This window comes from Roseovarius lutimaris (genome assembly GCF_900115165.1).
GTDB classification, from domain to species: domain Bacteria; phylum Pseudomonadota; class Alphaproteobacteria; order Rhodobacterales; family Rhodobacteraceae; genus Roseovarius; species Roseovarius lutimaris.
The window spans coordinates 172,664-188,443 of record NZ_FOVP01000004.1; the positions used below are offsets into that span (position 1 = coordinate 172,664).

Genomic DNA, 15,780 nt, shown 5'->3' on the forward strand with positions numbered 1-15,780 from the left:
CAACATGCTGACCCCAAAAACCGAAGACGATCTGGCCCGGATCGTCGCCGAGACCGAGGCGCCGCTGCGCATTCAGGGCGGCGGCACACGACCCATCGGGATGCCGACCAATGGCACCGTCCTGAGCACAAGTGCGCTTTCGGGGATCGAGCTTTATGACCCCGGATCGTTGACGCTTGTCGCCAGGGCAGGCACGCCGGTGGCCGAGATCGAGGCCGCGCTGGACGCCGAGGGCCAGCGTCTTGCCTTTGAACCGATGGATCACCGCGGCCTTTTGGGCACAACCGGCACGCCGACGATTGGCGGGGTGGCAGCGGCCAATGTCAGCGGTCCGCGCCGTATTCAATCCGGCGCGGCGCGTGATTTCATGCTTGGCGTGCGCTTTGTCGACGGACGCGGACAGATCATCAAGAATGGCGGCCGGGTGATGAAGAATGTCACCGGCTATGATCTGGTCAAGCTGATGGCGGGAAGCTACGGCACATTGGGCGTGCTGACCGAAATCTCGCTCAAGGTGCTACCAAAACCGCGTGCCACCGGCGTGATGCTGATCGAAGGGTTGAGCGATGACCGGGCGGTCACAGCGCTAAGTCGCGCCCTCGGCTCGCCCTTTGAGGTGAGCGGCGCGGCGCATCTGCAAAAGGGTCAGGACGGGGCGCCTGTGACAATGATCCGGCTGGAAGGTTTCGAAAGCTCGGTCGCCTATCGCGCAGGGGAGTTGGGCAAATCTCTGGCTGACTTTGGCGAATTCACGCTGGAAACCGACCCTGAGAAAACCGCTGCTGGCTGGGCGCATATCCGGGATGTGGTGCCGTTTCAGGGGCGCGACGGCGATGTCTGGCGGCTCTCGGTCAAGCCAAGTGACGCGCCGGGTGTCGTGGCCAGACTGTCCGGGGCAGAGGCGTTTTACGACTGGGGGGGCGGTCTTATCTGGCTTTTGGCGCCAGAGGGCTCGGGCGTAAACGCTCGGAGCATCCGCGCCGCCGTGGCAAAGGTTGGCGGGCATGCCACGCTTATCCGCGGCACCCCGTCTCAGGGCGCGTTCCAGCCGCTATCGCCTGCCGTGGCCGCACTTCAGGATGGGTTGCGCCGGAAATTCGACCCAAGGCAAATTCTCAATCCCGGACTGATGACCGAAGGACAGGCGGCTTAGATATGAAAACCGAATTCACCGCAGAGCAGCTAAAAGACCCCAAGATCACCCGTGCGAACGAGATTCTGCGCTCTTGCGTGCATTGCGGGTTCTGCACCGCCACCTGCCCCACCTATCAGGTGCTCGGCGACGAGCTTGATAGCCCGCGAGGCCGAATTTACCTGATCAAGGACATGTTGGAGAACGACCGCATGCCGGATGCGAAAACGGTCAAGCATATTGATCGTTGCCTGTCCTGTCTGGCCTGTATGACGACCTGCCCGTCGGGGGTGCATTACATGCATCTTGTTGATCACGCACGCGAATATATCGAAGAACGCTACAAGCGCCCGATTGGCGACCGCGCCCTGCGCTGGATTCTCGCTCGTATCCTGCCCTATCCGACGCGGTTTCGTCTTGCCTTGTTGGGGGCCAAGATCGGTCGCCCCTTTGCGCGCCTGATGCCCGATGCACGTCTGCGCGCGATGCTTGAAATGGCGCCAAAGCAAGTTCCCGCCGTAAGCCGCAATGACGACCCGCAAAGTTTTGCCCCGCAAGGCGCGCGCAAAAAGCGCGTGGCGCTGATGACGGGCTGTGCGCAGAAGGCGCTGAATACCGATATCAACGATGCCACAATCCGCCTTTTGACGCGGCTTGGCTGCGAGGTGGTGGTGGCCGAGGGGGCCGGGTGTTGTGGTGCCCTGACCCATCACATGGGCAAATCCGATGAAAGCCACCGCACCGCCGCCAGAAACATCCGCGCCTGGGCGCGCGAAATGGATGGCGGCGGGCTTGATGCAATCGTGATCAACACCTCGGGCTGTGGCACGACGGTCAAGGATTACGGCCATATGTTCCGCCACGACGCCCTGGCAAAAGATGCCGCGCGGGTGTCGGAGATTGCAATGGACGTCTCCGAGGTTCTGATGCAGCTTGACCTGCCGACGGGCGGCGCGCCCGCGATGACCGTCGCCTATCACGCGGCCTGCTCGCTGCAACATGGCCAGCAGATCAAGACCTTTCCCAAGGACCTGTTGAAACGCGCCGGGTTTGGCGTGGTTGAACCGGCCGATAGCCACCTGTGCTGTGGCTCGGCGGGCACCTATAACCTGATGCAGCCGGAAATCTCGAAACAGCTCAAGGATCGCAAGGTGCGCACGCTTGAGGCCAAGAACCCCGATGTGATCGCGGCCGGTAATATCGGCTGCATGATGCAGATCGGCTCGGCCACAGGGGTGCCGATTGTGCATACCGTCGAGCTTTTGGATTGGGCCACGGGCGGGCCTAAACCGCCCGCGATGGAGCGCGCGGCACAGGGCATGACAGGGGTTCCCATTCTACGGTAATGCGCCCTATTTTGGCCTCAAACGGATGTTAATCCGCCGGTATTCCATTTTCGGAGGGCCCATGCTGCGCACGATATCTCTTTCGCTGTCGATCTTGTTGTTTGCGAATGGCGCTTGGGCACAGGACAGCCGTCTTGAACGTTTGGATACCGGTGATGCCACCCGCCAGTGGGAGGCCGTTGGCCGCCTTGAGTTGGCCGGCAAAGGGTTTTGCACCGGGTCTCTGGTCGCGCCCGATCTGGTGCTCACGGCGGCACATTGCCTTTATGACAAGGCAAGTGGCAAACGCATTGATCCGGCACGGATCGAGTTCATGGCAGGCTGGCGCAATGGGCGCGCTGCGGCCTATCGGTCGGTGCGGCGCGCGGTGACGCATCCCGACTATGATTTCGCCAATGGCGTAACGGCCGACCGCGTGCGCAACGATGTGGCGCTTCTGGAGTTGCATCATCCGATCAAGAACACCCGCGTGACCCCGTTTGAAACCGACGAACGCCCCCGCAAGGGTCAGCGGATCGGCGTGGTCAGCTATGGCAAGGACCGCGCCGAGGCGCCCTCGCTTCAGAATATATGCGAGGTTCTGGCCCGCCAGCAGGGGGTTCTGGTGATGTCCTGTGATGTCAATTTCGGATCGTCCGGCGCGCCAATCTTTAGCTTTGAGGGCGGCACCCCGCGAATCGTGTCGGTTGTCTCTGCCATGGCCGAGGTGGACGGGCGCAAGGTGTCGCTTGGCACACAGCTTGTTGATCCCCTGCGCGTGCTGCGCGCCGCGCTGGACGCCGGCCAAGGCGTGTTTCAGGATGCCGCACCGAAGATGTTCACCAGCGGTACAAACCGCGAGATGGGCGCCAAGTTCTTGAAGCCATGAGAGTGTTTCGCGCCCTTCTACCGTTTATCCTGGCGGCGGGTTTGCCGGGCACCGGCGCACTGGCCGAAACCAGCGGGTTGATCCGCCTGACCGATCGGGACGATCTTTTCGGATGGGAGGCCGTTGGCCGGATCGACATCGGAACCTCCGGCTTTTGCACCGGCGTTCTGATCGCCCCCGATCAGGTTCTGACCGCCGCGCATTGCGTCTATGACCGCGCGGGCAAACCCGTTGATGCCCGCACATTGCGCTTTCGCGCCGGGCTGCGCGACGGCGTCGTCGTCGCCGAGCGCGGCGTGGCCCGTTATGCCGCGATCAAGGGCTATGACCCGGACGCCGGCGTGACCGCCGACAATATTCGCCGCGATGTCGCCCTGCTGGAACTTGCCAAACCGATCCAAAGCGCCGTTGCCGCGCCTTTCGTTCTGAATGGCGGCGGCACAAAAGGACAGCGCGTCAGCGTCGTGTCCTATGGGGCAAACCGCGAAAAGGCCCCGTCGTGGCAACGCGATTGCGGCCTGACCTGGCGCGCCAAGGGGATCATGGCGTTTGATTGCAACGTGATCTTCGGCTCGTCCGGCGCGCCGGTATTTGCCCGCGATGGCGGCCGGGCGCGAATTCTGTCGCTGATCAGTGGCGGTAACTGGCAAGCCAAAGACAAGGTCGCCTACGGGATGGATCTGCCGGTCCTTGTCAAAGATCTGAAACGCGACTTGCGCGCAACCGCCCCGGTAACCCCGGCGAACACGGGGTTCCGCCGGATCGATGTCGGCACCGACCGGCGCGCCTCGGGCGCGAAATTCGCCAAACCCTGATCGCGCTGCGGGTCTTGAAACAACAAAATACGCCCCCCACATTATAGACATCCGGCGCCGCCTCGCGGGCCGGGTGGATCAAACGCCTGTCCCATCAGGGAAGGCACCAATCAGGTATCGCTCAATGGAGGATGACCATGCGAAATTTTGACCTTGCCCCGCTTTACCGGGCCACTGTCGGCTTTGACCAGATCGCGGATATGATGGACCGCGTTCTATCAAGCGATGTCGCCCAACCGACATATCCCCCCTATAACATCGAGAAGACCGCCGATGATGCTTATCGCATTTCGATCGCCGTCGCCGGATTTTCCGGTCGCGATCTGTCGGTTGAGGTGAAAGACCGCGCGCTTGTGGTCTCGGCCCGCAAGGCCGAGGATGACGACGCCCGCACCTATCTGCATCGCGGTATTGCCACGCGCGCCTTTGAGCGCCGCTTTCAGCTTGCCGATCATGTGCGCGTGACCGGCGCCACCCATGCCGATGGCATGCTGCATATCGAGTTGGTGCGCGAAATGCCCGAAGCGCTCAAGCCCCGCCAGATTGAGATCGCCAGTGGCGAAGCCGTCAAGCAGGATGTGGTCGACGCTAAAAGCGTCAACTGATCCCATCAGGGGTTAACAGATGAAAAGGTCGCCACCGGGATGCCGGTGGCGGCCCTATTGTTTGGCGCAAACTCAAGTGTGTCAGGGACGGCGCGCAATCAACAGCGGGGCGCCAGTTTCGTCCCCCATCAGATAGAGCGCGCCATCATCGACGATGTCAAATCGGGTGACCTGTTCCAAGGCATCCAGCATCCGGCGTTCCTGTTCCATAAGCGGCGCAGGGCAGGCCATCATCGTGCTGCTCATGGCGCCAAAATGTATCCCCTCACCGGTCAGATTGAACCCGCCCACCATTCGGTTACAACCAGTACTGCCGGCCACGCGATTGGACGCGGCAAAGGTGAGCGACAACCGCTCTGGCTCGACCAGCGGAGTGTCGCCAAGGCTTGTCACCTGCCAGATCGGGCCGATCAGCAAATCCACCGGGTTCCCCCCACAGCCCCGGAAATCACGGTCGTCGAGAGATAAATGGGCGGTATGGGGGTACGGCATGCCGGTGGCATCATCCTTGCAAATCCGGTCATTGACCGTCAGGCGCGCGCCCGCAGAGGGCATGTAAAACGTATAAGCGCCCGGCGTGACCTGAACATCCGGGCGCACGGCAGTACGACGAATTTCTCCGTAATCGGCCGTGATCTCGGCGCTGTCACCGTCAAAGACAACGGTCCAGCCGGGTTCGTTTCCGCCCGCACGATAGCCTGCGCGCTGTGGCGGCGCGGCTTTCTTGCATTCCGGCAGGTCGCGGCCCTCAAGCCGGATCATCGCGCTATCGCCCTTGCTCCAGACCTCGGTTTCGGGATCATTCACGCCGATATAGCGCGCGCCAGAGGCCGATTCAGTGACGTTAAGCATGATATCGCGACCCTCGGCGCGCAAAATCATTTCCCGGCCCAGAACACCGACAGACACCGAAAGATCGCCACAGGTGAAATCGACAGCAAAGGCCATTGGCGTAACCGGCTCAAGGATCAGCGTACCAAGATCAAGCGGCGCGGCACCCGCGTCAAAGGCGACATCGCGCAGAACCCACCGCGGCTGTCCCTGAATGTGAATGACCGCGCTCAGACGACCCGAAAGATCGGCTGGCACCGTCACCTCAAAGGCAAGCGGCACCTGCTGGCCGTCTGCGTTTACTGAGGTCTCGCCAAGCATGCTTCCGAAATGGCCTTCGACAACGACGGTCGCGCGGGCCTCGGGCGGTAAGGCGATACGCTGTGCATAGCCGAGCCCGCCCCTGATCGTGCGGGCGCCATCGTCCTGCGCAACGGCCGGAAGCGGCAATATCAGGGCCATGAGACAGGCCATGGCGATGAAGCGGGGCATTGGCTGCTTCCTTTGCGCGTAGAGGTTGTACCTCATCCTAGCCATTGCCCCGCCTCTGGTCGAGTGCTGCGTGATCAGACGCTCATGCAGATGTATTTCATTTCAAGGAAGTCCTCGATGCCGTGATGGCTGCCTTCGCGGCCAAGGCCGGATTGCTTGACCCCGCCAAAGGGTGCGACTTCGGTTGAAATGATGCCGGTGTTGACGCCAACGATGCCATATTCAAGCGCCTCGGCCACCTTGTAGACGCGGCTCAGGTCCTTGGCGTAGAAATAACTCGCCAGACCAAAGATCGTGTCATTGGCCATGGCAATCACGTCATCCTCATTCTCGAACTTGAAGAGCGGCGCGAAGGGGCCAAAGGTTTCATCGGTGGCAACCTGCATCTCCTGCGTGGCGCCGGTGATGATGGTCGGGGGCAGGAAATATCCCTCGCCCTGCATCGGGTCGCCGCCGCCAAGGATCACCTCGGCGCCTTTGGCCTTGGCATCGGCCACATGTTCCTGAACCTTGGTGATGGCATCGGAATTGATCAGCGGCCCAAGGGCAACACCGTCTTCCAGACCATCCCCGATTTTCAGGTTGCTGACCGCCACCTTGAGCTTTTCGGCGAAGGCATCGTAAACCCCGGCCTGCACGTAAATCCGGTTGGCACAGACACAGGTCTGGCCGTTGTTGCGGAATTTGCACAGGATCGCGCCCTCGACAGCCGCATCAAGATCGGCATCGTCAAACACGATGAACGGTGCGTTGCCGCCAAGTTCCATCGAGCATTTCATCACCTGATCGGCGGCCTGACGCAGCAGGATACGCCCCACCTCGGTCGAGCCGGTAAAGGTGATCTTGCGCACGGCGGGGTTTTCGCAGAATTCCTTGCCGATGTCAGAGGATCGCGACGACGGCACGATGTTGAACACACCGGCCGGAAAGCCGGCACGTTCGGCCAGAACCCCCATCACGGTGGCCGAAAGCGGTGTTTCCGCCGCCGGACGACCGACAAAGGCACAGCCCGCCGCAAGGGCAGGCGCGGCTTTGCGGGCGATCATCGCGTTGGGAAAGTTCCACGGCGTGATCGAGGCAACAACGCCGATCGGCTGTTTTATCACGGTGATCCGCTTGTCGCGCTGATGGCCGGGGATTGTTTCGCCGTAAATCCGCTTGGCCTCTTCGCCGAAGAATTCGATAAACGATGCGCCATAGGCGATCTCGCCCTTGGCTTCGGCAAGCGGCTTGCCCTGTTCCGCGGTCAGGATGACGCCCAGATCATGCTGGTTTTCCATCATCAGATCGAAAAATTTGCGCATGACAACGGCGCGTTCCTTGCCGGTCCATTTCGCCCATTCCTTTTGCGCGGCCTCGGCCGAGGCGATGGCGCGGGCCACCTGTGCGCGGCTCAAATCCGCAACATTTGCAATCACGTCGCCCCGTGCGGGGTTGGTGACTTGAAACGTGCCATTGTCGCCATCCACCCATTCACCGTCGATATAGGCCTTTTCGGCCAGAAGGCTGGGGTCGTTCAGCAGGGATTTCAGATCGGTCGTGGTCATGGCGCAGTCGCCTCCTGTCTTTTCATCTCGCAAAGGCAAAGCACCTTGGGGTAGGAATGTCTAGGCCCAGACAGGAAGGAATACACTGTGAAACTGGACGATGCATATGCCAATGTCCCCTATATTCCGGGGGGCACAGAGTATCCCGCGCGCTGGAGCGCGCAGGCAGAGGCGTTTCGCGACGCGCTTGTGGCAGAGGGGCGGGCCGAGCTTGGGCTGTCTTATGGACCAACTGTGCGACAGGCGTTTGATCTGTTTCATCCCGAAGGGGCAGCAAAGGGTTTGTGCGTCTTTGTGCACGGCGGATACTGGATAAAATTTGATCGCTCGCTCTGGTCGCATCTGGCGGCGGGTGCGTGTGAGAGGGGATGGGCGGTGGCGATGCCGTCTTATGACCTGTGCCCCGATGTGCGGATCGCCGAGATCACGACGCAGATCGCGCAAGCCGTGAGCGCGGCGGCGGCGCGGGTTGACGGGCCGATTGCTCTGGTCGGGCATTCGGCGGGCGGGCATCTTGTGGCGCGCATGGCAATGCCGGGGATCTTGCCCGCTGACGTGGCCGCGCGGTTGCAGCATGTCATGCCGATTTCGCCGGTCTCGGACCTGCGCCCGCTGTTAGAAACCGCGATGAACGCCGATTTCCGCCTCGACATGGCCGCCGCCGAGGCCGAAAGCCCGGCGCTCATGCCCGCGCCCTCTGTGCCGGTCACGATCTGGGTCGGTGGCGATGAACGCCCGGTTTTCCTTGATCAGGCGCGATGGCTTGCCGAGGCCTGGGACGTCGCGCATCACGTGGCCGAGCACCGCCATCATTTTGATATCATCGAGGCGCTTGGCGACCCCGAAAGCGCGATGCTGGATCAACTTCTGGGCTGACGCGTCTTTGTGATCGCCCCTATCACAAAGGCTGAATTGACGGGGCGTTCAGGTGTCATAGACTGCGCCCAACCTGTGCGAAGGCCCATCATGCAAAAATCGACCCCCCTGTTCACGCCTGTTCTTATCGCGGGCTGTACGATCATCTTGATTTCATTCGCAATTCGCGCGTCCTTCGGGGTGTTTCAGATTCCGATCGCGGCCGAATTCAACTGGCCCCGCGCCGAGTTTTCGCTTGCCATTGCCATTCAGAACCTCGCCTGGGGCTTTGGTCAGCCGTTCTTTGGTGCGCTTGCCGAAAAGATGGGCGACCGCAAGGCGATCATACTTGGCGCGCTGACCTATGCGGCGGGGCTTGTGCTATCGTCTTTCGCCGTCACGCCAGAGGCGCATCAGCTTTATGAAATCCTTGTCGGCTTTGGCATTGCGGGCACCGGGTTTGGGGTCATTCTGGCCGTGGTCGGGCGGGCAAGCTCTGATGAAAACCGCTCGATGAGCCTTGCCATCGCCACCGCCGCCGGGTCCGCCGGTCAGGTCTTTGGCGCGCCGGTGGCCGAGTATCTTTTGGGCATGATGACCTGGCAGATGGTGTTTTTGATCTTTGCCGTGGTCATTCTGTCCAGCCTTGCAGTGCTGCCGCTGATGCGCGCGCCAGAGCCCGCCGGCCGCGCCGTGCTAGAGGAAACGATGGGCGCGATCCTGCACCGCGCCTTTCGCGATCCGTCCTATACGCTGATCTTTCTCGGGTTTTTCAGCTGTGGCTATCAGCTTGGGTTCATCACCGCGCATTTTCCGGCCTTCGTGACCGAATTGTGCGGCCCCATTGCCCCCGGTGGCGCGCTGCACAGTATGGGCATCACCACCACCTCGGCGCTTGGGGCGGTGGCGATTTCGCTTATCGGGATGGCCAATATTGTCGGCACGCTAACCGCCGGCTGGTTGGGCAAGCGCTATTCCAAGAAGAACCTGCTGGCGATGATCTATCTTGGCCGCACCCTGATTGCGGCGGCGTTTATCATGAACCCGATCACCCCCACGACAGTGCTTTTGTTTTCGGTCTCGATGGGCGCGCTGTGGCTGGCGACGGTGCCGCTGACCAGTGGGCTGATCGCGCATATCTACGGGCTTCGGTATATGGGTACGCTTTACGGGATCGTGTTCTTTTCCCACCAGCTGGGTAGCTTCATGGGTGTCTGGCTTGGCGGCAAGCTTTATGACCTTCATGGCGATTATACGCTGGTCTGGTGGATCGGCGTCGGTGTTGGCGCGTTCAGCGCCATCGTGCATCTACCGGTGCACGAACGCAGCCTTAAGACCGCCTGATCAGTCGCGCATGAGGTCGCGCATCGCGTGAATCACCTCGTCGCTATGGGTATAGGTAAGCCCATGACCGGCCCCCTCGATCACCTCTTGGCGGGCGGCGCGGTTGATCTGGGCCAGATCGCCCATGCTGCTGAGCGGAATGATGGTATCTTCGCTGGCCCAGATCGCCAGAACCGGAAGGTGGCTTAGCGAGATATCGCGATGCTCTTCACTCAGGTCCTCTGAGACCATGCCGTCGATCGAACGGATGACAGAGGGCACAAACCCGCGATAGCGCAATTCGCCCTGTTGCAGATCGACGATGCCCTCGACAGAGCTTGGCAAGTCGCGCTCTGCCTCGGAGCCATTGCGAAAGGAACGCGCGAAGAACGCCTGCATTGCCCAACGGCCAATGGCACCGCCCTGGGTGGCGCGGGTGGCCAGGGGGCCAAGGTCATGGCCAAGCCCGGCAGGCGCAATCAACACCAACTGACGCAGGCGCTCGGGGAACAGCGCGGCAAAGGCGGTGGCGATAGAGCCGCCCATCGAATAGCCCAAAAGCGTGATATCGCCGTCAATGCCCTGATCCTCCAGAAGCTCTTCAAGCTGAGTCACGAAGAACGCCGAATCCTGCGGACCAGAGGGACGATCGGAATAGCCGCGCCCGTAAAGATCATAGACCAGCACCCGAAAGCCAAGCTTGCCAAGCCCCGGCGCAAGCCCGTTCCAGACAAAGGATGGGGTTGTAAGCCCATGCACACAGACCGCGACCGGCCCGCGCGTTGCCCCCAGCCAGCGGTAATGCGTGCGCCCGCGCGACAGATCGGCAAACTTGCCCGGTGCCGTGCGGCGCGCGCGCTCATCCATGCGCGGCTTGAGCACCTCGACAAGATAGGGCGCGGCCACGCCCAGCGCCAGACCTGCAAGGATAAGCCCAAGCCAGATCATGCGGCGGCCCTCCAGGCGTCAAGAATGTAGCGGCTTGTCATCAGATCAAGATGCGCGCCGCCACCGTTTTTGAAAAGCGTGATTTCATCGTCAGAGCGGCGTTTGAAATTCTGCGGCTCATAGTAGTCGGCCACGAGGGTGTCGCGGGTGATCACGCCCGCCTCAAGCGGGATCTTGATCTCGCCGATATGGTCGACCGTGGTGTCATAGCTGTCGACAAACACCCGCGCACGCGTCATCGCGGTATCATCCGCCTCTCGCATGTCGGGGCGATAGGCGCCAATCAGGTCGATATGCTGGCCGGGTTGCAACCAGTCGCCCTTGATCAACGGCTCGGTCGACATGGTCGCCGAGGTGACGATATCCGCACCGCGCACGGCGGTCTCAAGGTCATCGGCGACGGTCATGCCGGGGCAATCGGCGGCCATTTTGTCGGCATTGGCGCGGGTGCGGTTCCAGATCGAAAAGCGCGCGTTCGGAAAGAGAGACCGATAGGCCTGCCAGAGATTGCGCCCCACCGTGCCCGCCCCCACGATCAGGATCGTCTCGCTGTCGGGCCGCGCGAGTCGGGTGGCGGCAAAAACACTATCGCCGGCGGTTTTCCATTTGGTGACAAGGTGGAAATCGACGATTGCCTCAAGCGTGCCGTTGTCATCCGAATAAAGATTGACCGCCCCATTGATCATCGCATCGCCCTTGTCGGGGTTGCGCGGAAAAATCGTGGCGGATTTCACCGCGATTCCCATGCCATCAATCCACGCCGCGCGATTAAGCAGTGTGTCGGGATCGCGGTAAAGAAACGTATCGGCGATCTCGGCCTTGGGCAGGGCATGCCCGGTCTCGAACGCGGCGCAAAGCCCGCGCCAGTCAAGATTGGCCTCGCCTTGCGCGAAGGGGATCATCGTGATGCTCATGAGCGGTCCTTTCTCGTCTTGCGGCGCTAACGCCGGTATGTCGTGGCCTCGGTGACGAGGGTCTCATCCTTCACCGACTCGCGCCACAAAAGATAGAGGCCCGATCCGATGATCAGTGCAATGCCGATCCATGCGCTGCGGTCGGGCCATGTGCCAAAGACCGTCACCCCCCACATGATCGCCATCGGCATGGCGACATATTCGAACGGCGCGGCAAAGGCGGCCTCGCTCAGCCGATATGCCTGGCTGATGAAGAGCCCGCCAAACAGACCCGAGACGCCCAGCAAGATCAATAGCGGCCAATCCGCCGGATCAACCGGCCCCCATGCCCGTAAAAGAAAGGACGCCGAGGGGTGATCGTAGTGGGCATAGTCACCATCACCAGTGGTGAGGCCCATAATGGTGCTGGCGACCAGAAAGGTCAGCATGATGTAGATCGCCATGGTGGGCGCGGATTCGGTGCTGCCGACCTTGCGGGCGACCATATGCATGACCGCATAGAGCACTGCCGCGACCATTGGGAAAAGCGAGGCGACCTGAAACGCAGAAGTGCCGGGTTTGACGATAATCATCACCCCCAGAAAGCCCACGACAATGGCGCCCCAACGGCGCGGCCCCACGCTTTCGCCAAGGAAAATGACCGAGAAGACGGTGATCACAAGCGGTGAGATGAAAAACACCGCCACCGCGTCGGCGATGGGCATCGCCGAGAGGCCGAGAAACAAGAAGGTATTGGCCAGCACCACGCAGATGCCGCGAAGCAGGTGTGCGCCCGGGCGCCGGGTGCGAAGAACACCGAGACCGCCATTGAACGGCATGATCAGGGCGCAGAAGATGGTGATGGCGACCAGGGTGCGGATCAGCACGATCTGGTGCAACGCGTAATCGCCGCTGAGAAACTTGATCCCCACATCATTGATCGAAAAACACATCACCGCCGCCAAGGCAAAGGCGGCGCCGATCAGGTTGGAGCGCTGAACGGTGGCAGTGGTCATGAAAATCCAAGGTCGCTGTCTATCCCTGTTACATGAGGTCACGGCCCGCAAATTGTAAACCCCCGAGGATCTGAACGGGCGGTGGCAAGCTGAGAGGGCGGAATTGAGTATTTAGGGAAAGATGAAAGGGGGGCAGTCAGACCAGCCAAGTTCGAACCCGATCTGACAGCGCATTGATCGCGGTTGCGATGTTGCGTATGGCCTTCGCTCAACACGTAGCCAAGGGGCATTTCGGTTGGCCACGCATTCACGGAGATTGCCCGCAAGACGAGATGCAGGTTGTATGGACGCCGGATGGGAGATGTGTAAACGGCATCATCTATGGCAATGTTAACGAGCTCCGCGTAACAAACCGTCACGCACCAGAGTGTTTGGCGGCGCGCAGCGCCCTTTCCAGAGCGTCCAGAAAGCGCGAGCGGTCGGCCTTGGTAAACCCTTTGCCGCCCCCCTGCCGAAACGGATCGGCGGCGCGCAGGTCGCTCATCAGGTCGCGGGTGGCAAGCACGTTGCCGATATTGGCCTGTGTCAGAGGCTCGCCATTATGCTTGAGCACCTGCGCCCCCGCCTCGACGCATTTGGCCGCCAGAGGGATGTCGCCGGTGATCACCACATCGCCGGGGCCGACGCGCTCGGCGATCCACATATCGGCGACATCGGGGCCATCGGGCACGATCACCGTTTCGACCAGCGGGTTTTGCGAGGGGCGCAACCCGCCATTCGAGACGACAAACATCTGCGCGCGATGACGGGTTCCAACCTTTTCGACCTCGGCCTTGACCGGGCAGGCATCGGCATCAACATAGATGCTCATTTCCTTGCCTTGCCGGGTTTGCCCTCGTCACGGTGAAGTTTGTATTCCTCGGGGATCGGCATGCGGTTGAAGGCGTCCAATCCGGCGATCTTGTAGGCCTCGGCGAGTGTCGGATAGTTGAAGGTATTCTGCACAAAGTAATCCACCGTGCCCTTGAGGTTCAGCACCGCCTGCGCGATGTGAATAAGCTCGGTCGCGCCTTCGCCGACAATCTGAACCCCCAGAACCCGGCGGGTCTTGAGCGAAAACAACATCTTGAGAAGCCCGTGTTCCAGCCCCATGATATGCCCACGGCTGGTTTCGCGGAACCGCGCGATGCCCACTTCATAGGGAATGCCGCGCTCCTTCATTTCTTCTTCGGACATGCCGCAGGTCGAAATCTCGGGGACCGAATAGATGCCGTAGGGGAACCACGGGCTTTCGGGCAAGGTTGGTGTTTCAAGCGCATGACAGGCCGCCACGCGCCCCTGTTGCACCGAGGTTGAGGCCAGAGAGGGGTGGCCGATCACATCGCCCGCCGCATAGATATGCGGCACGGCGGTCTGATAGGTCTTGCGATCCACCTCAAGCCGCCCGCGATGGTCAGTCTCAAGGCCGGCGGCGGCGACGTCAAGGCTTTCGGTGGCGCCCATCCGCCCGGCGGCGAAAAGCAACATTTCGGCGCGCACATGACGGCCATTGGCAAGGCTTACCTCGATATGCTCGCCCGCGTCCTCGATCGTTTCGATGGCAGAGCCAAGCCGCAGATCGACACCATTTTCGCGGATTTGATGGGTGAAATCCTGAATGAGCGCGTCGTCGATGAAATCGAGGAAGGTCTCGCGTGGCTCGATCAGAGTCACGCGCACATCCAGCGCCGAGAACATCGTGGCATATTCCACCCCGATCACCCCGGCGCCGACCACGATCAGGCTGCGCGGGATCTGGGCGAGTTCCAGAAACTCGTCACTATCGACCACGGTGCGCCCGTTAAAAGGCACGGTGTCGGGCCGATAGGTCTTGGTCCCGGTGGAAATCAGAAACCTTTCGGCGGTCAGACGGGTAAAATCGCCCGCCTCGGTGGCCACGTCGATGGTCTGCGCATCGACGAAACGCGCTAACCCGTGAAGCGTGTCGACGTGGTTGCGGGCGAACTGATGCTCAAGCACGTCAACCTCGTGATCGAGCGTCATGTGCAACCGCGCCTTGAGATCCTCGGCGGCGATATCATCCTTGACCCGATAAGAGCGGCCATAAAAGCTGCGCTCGCGCCAGCCCGAGAGGTTAAGCACCGTCTCGCGCAGAGTCTTGGACGGGATCGTGCCGGTGTGCACCGAGACCCCGCCAAGCCGGTCCTTGCGGTCAATGACCAGCACCCGGCGCTTGAGTTTGCCGGCCTGAATGGCCGCCGCCCTGCCCGCCGGGCCAGAGCCGATGATGATCAGGTCATAATGGCTCATGTTTTAATCCGCATAGAGGGCTTCGGCGTGGAACGACACGTGGTCCTCCATGAAGCTCGACATGAAGAAATAGCTGTGATCATAGCCCTTCTGCATGCGGAACGTGCCCTCTTGGCGGCGTGCAAAGGCGGCATCGGCAAGGGTTTCGGGACGCAGCAGATCAAGGAACTGATCATTGGTGCCGGTATCCACCAGAACCGGCCCGTCAAAGCCGGTTTCGCGCATCAGGACGCTAGCGTCATGCGCTGCCCATTTGCTTTCATCCTCGCCAAGATAGGCGGTGAATTGCTTGCGGCCCCAATCGCTTGCGGTCGGGTTGCAGATCGGCGCAAAGGCCGAGACGGAGCGGTAACGCCCGGCGAGGCCCATAGCGAGGGTCAGCGCGCCGTGCCCGCCCATGGAATGGCCGGTGATCGACTGACGCTCGGGATCAATCGCGAAAGTTTCGGTGATCAGCGCGGGCAACTCATCGGCGACGTAATCCCACATCTGGAAATGCGGCGCCCATGGGGTTTGCGTGGCATTTACATAGAACCCGGCACCCTGACCAAGATCAAAGGCCTCGTCATTGGCAACATCTGTCCCGCGCGGGCTTGTATCGGGAAAGACAATCGCGATGCCCTGCTCGGCGGCCCAACCCTGGGCGCCTGCCTTGGTCATGGCGTTCTCATGGGTGCAGGTCAGCCCCGAGAGATACCACAGCACCGGCACCGGCCCATCCTTTGCCTCTTGCGGCAGGAAAAGCCCAAAGGTCATATCACCGCCACAGGTCTTGGATGTATGGGTATAGACCCCTTGGCTGCCCCCAAAGCAGGTGTTTTCCGAAACCGTTTGCATGCGTCTCTCCTTTGCCATCTCG

The 15,780-nt window shown here is 61.2% G+C and carries 15 protein-coding genes; 7 read left to right on the forward strand and 8 right to left on the reverse strand.

The features are described from left to right. The first annotated feature begins 7 nt into the window (after nucleotides 1–7). The 5 genes from glcE to BMZ91_RS05090 all read left to right on the forward strand — a co-directional run bounded on the left by glcE (nucleotide 8) and on the right by BMZ91_RS05090 (nucleotide 4,766). Nucleotides 8–1,153, forward strand: a complete 1,146-nt coding sequence (glcE, locus tag BMZ91_RS05070) for a glycolate oxidase subunit GlcE (protein WP_092835541.1) — start codon at nucleotides 8–10, stop codon at nucleotides 1,151–1,153. A 2-nt stretch (nucleotides 1,154–1,155) separates the two neighbouring features. Then, nucleotides 1,156–2,478, forward strand: coding sequence for a glycolate oxidase subunit GlcF (glcF, locus tag BMZ91_RS05075; RefSeq protein WP_092835406.1), 1,323 nt, complete (start codon nucleotides 1,156–1,158; stop codon nucleotides 2,476–2,478). A 61-nt stretch (nucleotides 2,479–2,539) separates the two neighbouring features. Then, nucleotides 2,540–3,346 (forward strand): trypsin-like serine peptidase, encoded by an 807-nt coding sequence (locus tag BMZ91_RS05080; protein WP_092835408.1) that lies wholly within the window; start codon nucleotides 2,540–2,542, stop codon nucleotides 3,344–3,346. Continuing rightward, nucleotides 3,343–4,161: a trypsin-like serine peptidase gene (locus tag BMZ91_RS05085; RefSeq protein WP_092835410.1), complete on the forward strand. Its 819-nt coding sequence runs from the start codon at nucleotides 3,343–3,345 to the stop codon at nucleotides 4,159–4,161. The genes BMZ91_RS05080 and BMZ91_RS05085 overlap by 4 nt, the downstream gene beginning before the upstream one ends. Before the next feature lie 137 nt (nucleotides 4,162–4,298). Next, on the forward strand, nucleotides 4,299–4,766 hold the full coding sequence (locus tag BMZ91_RS05090) for an Hsp20 family protein (RefSeq protein ID WP_092835543.1): 468 nt from the start codon (nucleotides 4,299–4,301) through the stop codon (nucleotides 4,764–4,766). Nucleotides 4,767–4,847: 81 nt separating this feature from the next. On the opposite strand, the gene BMZ91_RS05095 is transcribed toward BMZ91_RS05090, so the two are convergent. Together BMZ91_RS05095 and BMZ91_RS05100 are read right to left on the reverse strand one after the other, a co-directional pair. Beyond that, nucleotides 4,848–6,089: an META domain-containing protein gene (locus tag BMZ91_RS05095; protein ID WP_092835412.1), complete on the reverse strand. Its 1,242-nt coding sequence runs from the start codon at nucleotides 6,087–6,089 to the stop codon at nucleotides 4,848–4,850. Nucleotides 6,090–6,163: 74 nt separating this feature from the next. Continuing rightward, the gene (locus BMZ91_RS05100; protein ID WP_092835414.1) at nucleotides 6,164–7,636 is read right to left on the reverse strand and encodes an NAD-dependent succinate-semialdehyde dehydrogenase; all 1,473 of its coding nucleotides are present in this window, start codon (nucleotides 7,634–7,636) and stop codon (nucleotides 6,164–6,166) included. Between the two features lie 87 nt (nucleotides 7,637–7,723). On the opposite strand from BMZ91_RS05100, the gene BMZ91_RS05105 reads away from it, so the two are divergent. Next, nucleotides 7,724–8,512 carry an alpha/beta hydrolase gene (locus BMZ91_RS05105; protein WP_092835416.1) on the forward strand — a complete coding sequence of 263 codons (789 nt, stop codon included), beginning with the start codon at nucleotides 7,724–7,726 and terminating at the stop codon, nucleotides 8,510–8,512. Between the two features lie 90 nt (nucleotides 8,513–8,602). After that, complete coding sequence (locus BMZ91_RS05110) at nucleotides 8,603–9,835, forward strand: MFS transporter (protein ID WP_092835418.1); 1,233 nt, start codon at nucleotides 8,603–8,605, stop codon at nucleotides 9,833–9,835. Here BMZ91_RS05110 and BMZ91_RS05115 read toward each other — a convergent pair whose 3' ends face one another. The 6 genes from BMZ91_RS05115 to fghA form a co-directional block, all read right to left on the reverse strand. After that, a complete protein-coding gene (locus BMZ91_RS05115) occupies nucleotides 9,836–10,762 on the reverse strand; it encodes an alpha/beta fold hydrolase (RefSeq protein WP_092835420.1) in 927 nt (308 codons plus the stop codon). It abuts the gene before it with no gap. Then, on the reverse strand, nucleotides 10,759–11,676 hold the full coding sequence (locus BMZ91_RS05120; protein WP_092835422.1) for an ornithine cyclodeaminase family protein: 918 nt from the start codon (nucleotides 11,674–11,676) through the stop codon (nucleotides 10,759–10,761). Before BMZ91_RS05120 ends, BMZ91_RS05115 begins: the two co-directional genes overlap by 4 nt. Nucleotides 11,677–11,702: 26 nt before the next feature. After that, on the reverse strand, nucleotides 11,703–12,671 hold the full coding sequence (locus BMZ91_RS05125; RefSeq protein ID WP_092835424.1) for a DMT family transporter: 969 nt from the start codon (nucleotides 12,669–12,671) through the stop codon (nucleotides 11,703–11,705). Nucleotides 12,672–13,026: 355 nt separating this feature from the next. Continuing rightward, nucleotides 13,027–13,482, reverse strand: a complete 456-nt coding sequence (locus tag BMZ91_RS05130; RefSeq protein ID WP_092835426.1) for a YaiI/YqxD family protein — start codon at nucleotides 13,480–13,482, stop codon at nucleotides 13,027–13,029. After that, nucleotides 13,479–14,921 (reverse strand): Si-specific NAD(P)(+) transhydrogenase, encoded by a 1,443-nt coding sequence (sthA, locus tag BMZ91_RS05135; RefSeq protein ID WP_092835428.1) that lies wholly within the window; start codon nucleotides 14,919–14,921, stop codon nucleotides 13,479–13,481. Before sthA ends, BMZ91_RS05130 begins: the two co-directional genes overlap by 4 nt. Before the next feature lie 3 nt (nucleotides 14,922–14,924). Then, nucleotides 14,925–15,758: an S-formylglutathione hydrolase gene (fghA, locus tag BMZ91_RS05140; protein WP_092835430.1), complete on the reverse strand. Its 834-nt coding sequence runs from the start codon at nucleotides 15,756–15,758 to the stop codon at nucleotides 14,925–14,927. Nucleotides 15,759–15,780: the final 22 nt, after the last annotated feature.

Excerpts from the sequence above, each read along its gene's own strand:
- glcF (WP_092835406.1), top strand. The coding sequence starts at position 1,156 with ATGAAAACCGAATTCACCGCAGAGCAGCTAAAAGACCCCAAGATCACC.
- BMZ91_RS05080 (WP_092835408.1), top strand. The coding sequence starts at position 2,540 with ATGCTGCGCACGATATCTCTTTCGCTGTCGATCTTGTTGTTTGCGAAT.
- BMZ91_RS05085 (WP_092835410.1), top strand. The coding sequence starts at position 3,343 with ATGAGAGTGTTTCGCGCCCTTCTACCGTTTATCCTGGCGGCGGGTTTG.
- BMZ91_RS05090 (WP_092835543.1), top strand. The coding sequence starts at position 4,299 with ATGCGAAATTTTGACCTTGCCCCGCTTTACCGGGCCACTGTCGGCTTT.
- BMZ91_RS05095 (WP_092835412.1), bottom strand. The coding sequence starts at position 6,089 with ATGCCCCGCTTCATCGCCATGGCCTGTCTCATGGCCCTGATATTGCCG.
- BMZ91_RS05100 (WP_092835414.1), bottom strand. The coding sequence starts at position 7,636 with ATGACCACGACCGATCTGAAATCCCTGCTGAACGACCCCAGCCTTCTG.
- BMZ91_RS05110 (WP_092835418.1), top strand. The coding sequence starts at position 8,603 with ATGCAAAAATCGACCCCCCTGTTCACGCCTGTTCTTATCGCGGGCTGT.
- BMZ91_RS05115 (WP_092835420.1), bottom strand. The coding sequence starts at position 10,762 with ATGATCTGGCTTGGGCTTATCCTTGCAGGTCTGGCGCTGGGCGTGGCC.
- BMZ91_RS05120 (WP_092835422.1), bottom strand. The coding sequence starts at position 11,676 with ATGAGCATCACGATGATCCCCTTCGCGCAAGGCGAGGCCAATCTTGAC.
- BMZ91_RS05125 (WP_092835424.1), bottom strand. The coding sequence starts at position 12,671 with ATGACCACTGCCACCGTTCAGCGCTCCAACCTGATCGGCGCCGCCTTT.
- BMZ91_RS05130 (WP_092835426.1), bottom strand. The coding sequence starts at position 13,482 with ATGAGCATCTATGTTGATGCCGATGCCTGCCCGGTCAAGGCCGAGGTC.
- sthA (WP_092835428.1), bottom strand. The coding sequence starts at position 14,921 with ATGAGCCATTATGACCTGATCATCATCGGCTCTGGCCCGGCGGGCAGG.
- fghA (WP_092835430.1), bottom strand. The coding sequence starts at position 15,758 with ATGCAAACGGTTTCGGAAAACACCTGCTTTGGGGGCAGCCAAGGGGTC.